6 protein-coding genes are annotated in these 6,112 nt (G+C 73.1%); 3 read left to right on the plus strand and 3 right to left on the minus strand.

Annotation, left to right across the window (positions count from 1 at the left end; all coding sequences use genetic code 11):
- Position 1: 1 nt before the first annotated feature.
- The 3 genes from I3F54_RS26800 to I3F54_RS26810 are packed head-to-tail and all read right to left on the minus strand — an operon-like array spanning position 2 to position 3,184.
- A complete protein-coding gene (locus tag I3F54_RS26800) occupies positions 2-1,090 on the minus strand; it encodes a hydrogenase expression protein HypE (RefSeq protein ID WP_240121488.1) in 1,089 nt (362 codons plus the stop codon).
- The gene (locus I3F54_RS26805; RefSeq protein ID WP_240121489.1) at positions 1,087-1,632 is read right to left on the minus strand and encodes a hemerythrin domain-containing protein; all 546 of its coding nucleotides are present in this window, start codon (positions 1,630-1,632) and stop codon (positions 1,087-1,089) included. The genes I3F54_RS26800 and I3F54_RS26805 overlap by 4 nt, the downstream gene beginning before the upstream one ends.
- Positions 1,619-3,184, minus strand: a complete 1,566-nt coding sequence (locus I3F54_RS26810) for a hypothetical protein (RefSeq protein ID WP_240121490.1) — start codon at positions 3,182-3,184, stop codon at positions 1,619-1,621. Before I3F54_RS26810 ends, I3F54_RS26805 begins: the two co-directional genes overlap by 14 nt.
- A gap of 521 nt (positions 3,185-3,705) precedes the next feature.
- Here I3F54_RS26810 and I3F54_RS26815 point away from each other — a divergent pair.
- The 3 genes from I3F54_RS26815 to I3F54_RS26825 form a co-directional block, all read left to right on the plus strand.
- Positions 3,706-4,155 carry an SPW repeat protein gene (locus I3F54_RS26815; RefSeq protein WP_240121491.1) on the plus strand — a complete coding sequence of 150 codons (450 nt, stop codon included), beginning with the start codon at positions 3,706-3,708 and terminating at the stop codon, positions 4,153-4,155.
- Between the two features lie 161 nt (positions 4,156-4,316).
- Positions 4,317-4,700 carry a DUF1330 domain-containing protein gene (locus I3F54_RS26820; RefSeq protein ID WP_240121492.1) on the plus strand — a complete coding sequence of 128 codons (384 nt, stop codon included), beginning with the start codon at positions 4,317-4,319 and terminating at the stop codon, positions 4,698-4,700.
- Positions 4,701-5,217: 517 nt separating this feature from the next.
- A partial coding sequence (locus I3F54_RS26825) for a sigma-70 family RNA polymerase sigma factor (protein ID WP_240121493.1) occupies positions 5,218-6,112 on the plus strand: 895 nt, incomplete at its 3' end.

Genomic DNA, 6,112 nt, shown 5'->3' on the forward strand with positions numbered 1-6,112 from the left:
CTCAGGCACGCCAGTGCGGGTCGTATCCGCTGCTCAGCGCGGGCTCGTTGTGCCGCCACTTCGGCTCCCGGTTGACGGCGGCGCTGGTGATGCCGCGCATCCGCCGGATGAACGACCCGTAGGGCTTGATGAGGATCGACGACAGGCTGCCGCCGGTGGGCTCGTCCATGAACGGCATGAACGCGTCGGGGAAGCCCGGCATGGTGCAGCCGATGCAGATGCCTCCCACGTTGGGGCATCCACCGATGCCGTTCATCCAGCCCCGCTTGGGGACGTTGCAGTTGACCACCGGGCCCCAGCAGCCCACCTTCACCTGGCACTTGGGGGCGTTGTAGTCCTTGGCGAAGTCGGCCTGCTCGTAGTAGGCGGCCCGGTCGCAGCCCTCGTGGACGGTCCGCCCGAACAGCCACTGGGGACGCAGCATGTGGTCGAGCGGGGGCGGCGGGGCGGCACCGGCGGCATGGTAGAGCACCCAGACCAGGGTCTCCATGAAGTTCTCGGGCTGGATGGGACAGCCGGGGACGTTGACCACGGGCAGGGCACCCTGGCTCTTGTAGTCCCAGCCCAGGTAGTCGCACAGGCCCATGGAGCCGGTGGGGTTGCCGGCCATGGCGTGGATCCCGCCGTAGGCGGCGCACGTGCCGGCCGCGACGACCGCCCACGCCCGGGGGGCGAGCTGGTCGATCCACCAGTTCAGGGTGTGGGGCTCGCCGGTCTCCGGGTCGTTGCCGAACGACGTCCAGTAGCCGTCGCCCTCGATGATGTTCTGGTTGGGGATGGATCCCTCGATCACGAGGATGAAGGGCCCCAGTTCGCCGCGGGCCGCGGCCCGGTAGGGCGCGAGGAAGTCCTCGCCGCCCAGGCTGGGCGAGAGCACCTTGTTGTGCAGGTTCACCTTGGGCAGGCCGGGGACGAGGCCCAGAACGAGGTCCTCGATCGAAGGCTGTCCGGCGGCGGTGAGCGAGACGGTGTCGCCGTCGCAGCTCATGCCCTCGGAGATCCAGAGGATGTGGACCTCGTCGAACCCCTCGCGCTGCTCGGCGCGGGCGGTGTCCTGGCTGACGTCGGTGGTTCCGCTGTCGGTGGTCATGTCATCGGCCTCCGTTGGATGCGGTCCCGGAAGCGGTCGTAGGCCGCGGCCAGCGGTCCGGCCAGGGTGAGGGCGGGGGGCTGTTCCGGGGCGTTGGGATGGGGACGGGTCGGGGCGCTGCGCTCGGCCTTCACCAGGTGCCGCCCGAGCCGGTCCAGTTCCCCCTGGGACACGGCCGCACGCAGCCGGGGCATGAACTCCTCTTCCTCCTCGCGCACGTGGTCCTCGACCTCGGCCCGCAACTCGGCCACGAGGTCGCCGGTCCGTTCGTCGCCCGCGGGCAGCCGGTCCAGAGCGAAGAGGGTCTTCTTCAGGGCCATGTGGTCGGCCAGGTGCCGCTCGACCTCCTGCTCCCCGTCGGGGAGTGCCTCCTTGGCCAGCGGGTAGACGAGCATCTCCTCCAGGGCCGCGTGCCGGGACAGCTCCCGGATCATCAGGTCCACGACGGCCCGCCGCTGCCGGCCGGACGCGGCGGCGTGGTAGTTGCGGAACAGTTGCTCCGCCCTGCGGTGGTCGTTGACCAGCAGGTCAAGGCCGTCCATCGCGCCCTCCTTCGTCGGTCGCGGCCAGAGGGACGAGTTCGTGGGGGCGGAAGTAGTGGAAACGGCCGTACCAGCCGTTGAGTTCGGCCGCGGGGTCGTCGTCGACGGTGACGGCGACGTGCATGCTGCCGTCCACGTCGTGCAGGACGGCGGCGACGCGGGCGGTACGCCCGTCCAGGAACATGTCCTGGGCGTCGGCGCCCCGCGCGGCCGGGCGCAGCCGCACGGCACTGCCGGCGGCGACCGGGACGCCGTCCACGAGGACGCTGTCGGTGGTCGGGGACAGCCCGTCGTCGGCACCGTCCCCCCACCACGGCACGCCGGCGGCGGGTCCGGCGGCCGCCGAGGTGGCGGCCGCGGGAAAGGGTTGGCCCTGCACGTGCACGGCGGACCACGCCGGCGGCCGTGCGGCTCGGTGCCCGGGCGGCCGCCCGGGCTGCCCGGGCGGCTGCGCCGCGGGTTCCAGGGAGCGGATGGCGCCGTGCAGCCGGGCGAAGATCTCCGGCGGCATCGTCTCGACGCGGTCGAGGATGTCGGCGGCGCGCCGGTCGGTGGCCCGTGCCTCGCGTTTCTCCTCGTCGGTCAGAAGGAGGGTGCGCAGGGTGAGGATCTCGTCGATCTCGGCGGCGTCATGCAGGTCGCCGGGACTCTCGGGAGCCACCTGCGGATGGTCGGGCAGCAGGATCGGCGATGACAGCACCACCTCACCGCACCCGGCTTCACCACCGAGGACGGGGAACGTGTGCACGTTCCGGCACGAGCGGACGTGCTGCTCGCAGTCGGCCGGCGGGTCGGTCAGGGAGACGAACTCGACCCCCTCACCGCCGATCAGCGTGTGCGTGGCCATCAGCGCGTGGGCGAGCGCCTCGCCACGCGGTGCGGCGGCGCCGCAGCGCGCGGGCCCGGTGTTCTCCGTGCGTACCCGGATCCGGTAGAGCGCCGGGGCGCCCGGCCGACCGTCCCGCACGGGCTCGGCCCGAACAGTCGTGACCGCGTCCACCTGCTCACGGCGGCGCACCACGCGCCCGGCTCCGCCGGCGACGCTCTCGTGCTCCTCCCCGGAGGCAGCCCCGGCCATCAGGCACAGATCGCCTGCGAGCAACCGGTCCAGGGCGACGGTGACATCCACTTCGCGGGGCACCGCCTCGTCGAAGGTGAGGTGCACGTCGTCGCCGTCCGCCAGCGACTCGACCGGCCGATGGCCCCCGCCGGGCAGCCGCTCCTCGACCTGCTTGCGCTGGAGGTGCAGATAGCGCACGCGCACCCGCAACACGGCCCCCGGCACGGCGCGCACCAGGCACTCCGTCTGCTGGTACCAGGCGTCCACCGCCCCGGACAGCCCCTCGGCCACGGGGCCGTCGCGCTCGGCCCATTCGCGCGGGGCGAGGACGCCGAACTGCCAGCGCACCCGGTTCTTGGCGGAGGAGCGGCGGTAGGGGTAGAGGAGGTAGCCCTCGTAGAGGACGGCGTCGGCAACCGCGCGCAAGCGCTCGAACACGTCGTCGGGGAGCACCGTCCCCTCGGGACATCCCTCTTGGGCACCGACCGCCATCTCGCCTCCTCGTCCGGCTGGCAAGGCCTACGTCCGCCATGCGTTCCACCACGCTCACACGGTTCACACCGCGGCGCCTCCTGTGGCGGAACGAGGATCCGCCGTCCGGGGGTCCGCGCGGGACCCCGGCGCCGAAAGGCGCGCGGGCCCGGTGGGGGCGTGCGGGCCCCGGGGACGCGACGGGCCGTCAAGGGCACGGCACGAGGGTGGGCGCGTGGCCCGGTGAACGTCCGCCCCGGAGCGGGCAGGGCCGGCGCCCGGCACGGTGGAGCGGGTCGGCCGGTGGGCTTCGGACCCCACACACGTCGAGCCGGCACACCGGGACGCGAGCAGGTACCGAAGAGGAGCGAGCAGGTACCGAAAAGGCCCGGTGGCCGGAGGGGCGGACAGGCCGACGGGACGGCCGGGGGAGGCGTGCGCAGACAGCGAGCTGAACAAGATGCCGGGAAGCTGAATAAAGCTCCTGTGAAGGGGACTCGTCACACAAGTCACACATCACTCCCGGAGAGGAGACGACCCCCATGTCGTATCCGCAGCACACCGGCGAGATGACAACACACCCCGAGATCGCCGAGATGCGGGAGCGCCTCGAACGCACCGCGTCCAGCGGCCAGGCCATCGCCGTGGAGGGTCTGATCCTCCTCGCAGGTGTCTACACCGCGATCTCGCCGTGGGTCGTGCATTTCACCAACGAACCCAACATCACCGTCAACAACCTCGTCGTCGGCATCACCGTCGGCCTGATCGGCTTCGCCCTGACCCTCGCGCCGGAGCGGATGTTCCGGCTGGCCTGGGTCGTGGCACCGCTCGGCATATGGCTGCTGCTCTCGCCCTGGGTGGTGACGGCGAGCCACAGCGCGCGGGCCGGCATCGTCTGGAACAACTGCTGGATGGGCGGCGCGACGTTCGTTCTCGGCCTGGCTGCCATGGGTCTGACCATCGGGCTCACCCGCCGCAGCACCCAGCGCTGAATCCGGCCGGTCCACCGGACCGGCGCCGGCACGGGCGCCCCTCGCCCCCTCGCCGGAGCGGGGCGAGGCGGGCGCCCACGGGATCCGGACATACCGAACGGTATGCTCGAAGGCGGCCGGCCCTCCGCCGAGGGCGAAGACTTCCGTGAAAGGGGTGTTACGTGGCCGTCGACCCCACGGGCGCCGATCTCAAGCGCCTGCTCACCGAGGACCCTGGTGGCCCGGTGGTCATGCTCAACCTGCTGCGCTTCGCGCCGGGCGGCAGGAGCCCGTACCAGGAGTACGCCCGCCATCTGGAGGAGACCTTCCTTCCCCGCTACGGCGGCCAGGTCCTGTACGCCGGCACCGGCGCCACCGCGCTGGTGGCCGAGGACGGGCAGGCCTGGGACGCGGTGATCCTCGTGCGGTACCCGAACCGCGAGGCGTTCAGCAGGATGGTGGCCGATCCCGAGTACCAGAAGGTCACCGAGCTGCGCACCCGGGCACTGGAGGAGGCCGTTCTCCAGCCCACCACGCAGTGGGGTCGGAACACGCCGCAGGCGTGACCCGGCGCACCGCGGCCTGGCGTGACCCGGCGCGCGGCAGGCCGGTCGTGCCCTGAAGGCACCGGCCGGCTCCGCGCCGTCGCCACGCCCCGCCGCGCGGTGTGTCCGGGCGTCCCCCGCACGGCCTGTGCGGGGGACTTCGCCGTGTCCGCTCCGCACTGCCGCCCCGACCGCCCGGCCGCCGACCGGCGGCCCGGACTGCCGGCAGGTCGAGCGGGCGGGGAAGCCGGGGGCGGCGGGCCGGACGGATCCGATGGCGGGGCCGTCCGGGTGATCAGGGGTCCGCACGATGTTTCGCTGCGGCGCAACGGGTGACTTCACAAGCCGAATGGTGACAGGGGTCCGCCCATGCCACCGGTTCGACGCCATACCGGCAACCGTGTGCGGACCGTGCGCACGGATAACGGCAGCTGCCCGCCACCGAGAGGGCCCTGCGACCGGAGCGGTCGCGCGTTGCTCAGGGTCTGCTCGCAGGTGTGTTCTGCCGACCCTCCGCCCCGCCGACACACCCGAGGTCATGTATCCCGCAGCCACCCCCACCGCGCCTCCGGCCGGAGGCTCCACGTCCCCGGCCCCGTCGTCGGAGGACATCGACGCGTTGATGCGCGAACTCGCCGCGCTCCCGCCCGGCCCGCAGCGCCGGGCGGCACGGGAGCGGACCATCGGCCTGCTCGTGCCGCTGGCCCGCCGCCTGGCCCGCCGCTTCCACGGCCGCAGCGAGGACGACGACGACCTCGTCCAGGTCGCCTCCGTCGGGCTCATCAAGGCGGTCGACGGGTACGACCCGGATCGCGGCTACGCCTTCCTGGCGTACGCGGTGCCCACGGTCGTCGGCGAGATCAGGCGGCACCTCAGGGACCGGACAGGAGTCCTGCGACTCCCCCGCCCGGTGCAGGAGGCCCGCGGCCCCGTGCTGCAGGCCGTCGAGGAGCTCCAGCAGCGCAACGGCGGCCGCTCCCCGTCACCGGTGGAGATCGCGGCGCACACGGGCCTGGAGCCGCACCGGGTCACCGGGACACTGCGGGCCGTCCAGGCGTGCCGCGCGCGGTCCCTGGACGCGCAGACCGACAGCGGCGTCGACGGCACGCTGCTGTCCCTCGTCGGGACCGAGGACCGGGAACTGGACCGGGTCCTGGACAGCGTGGCGCTGGACTCCGCCGTGCGGCGGCTGCCGGAGCGGGACCGGCTCGTCCTGCGTCTGCGGTTCTACCAGGACTTCACTCAGCAGCAGATCGCCGATGTCATCGGCGTCTCGCAGATGCAGGTCTCCCGCATCCTGTCGCGCTGCCTCAGGCAGCTGCGGGAGGTGCTGCTGGCGTCCGGGGCCGACCCGCCGTCGACGGCGCCGCGGACGGCCGCCGCCACCGGCGGCCCCCGGCCACCGGCGCCCGCCGGGCGGGGTGCGCCCGAGG

The sequence above is a fragment of the Streptomyces sp. MUM 2J genome, from assembly GCF_022414535.1.
Classification (GTDB): domain Bacteria; phylum Actinomycetota; class Actinomycetes; order Streptomycetales; family Streptomycetaceae; genus Streptomyces.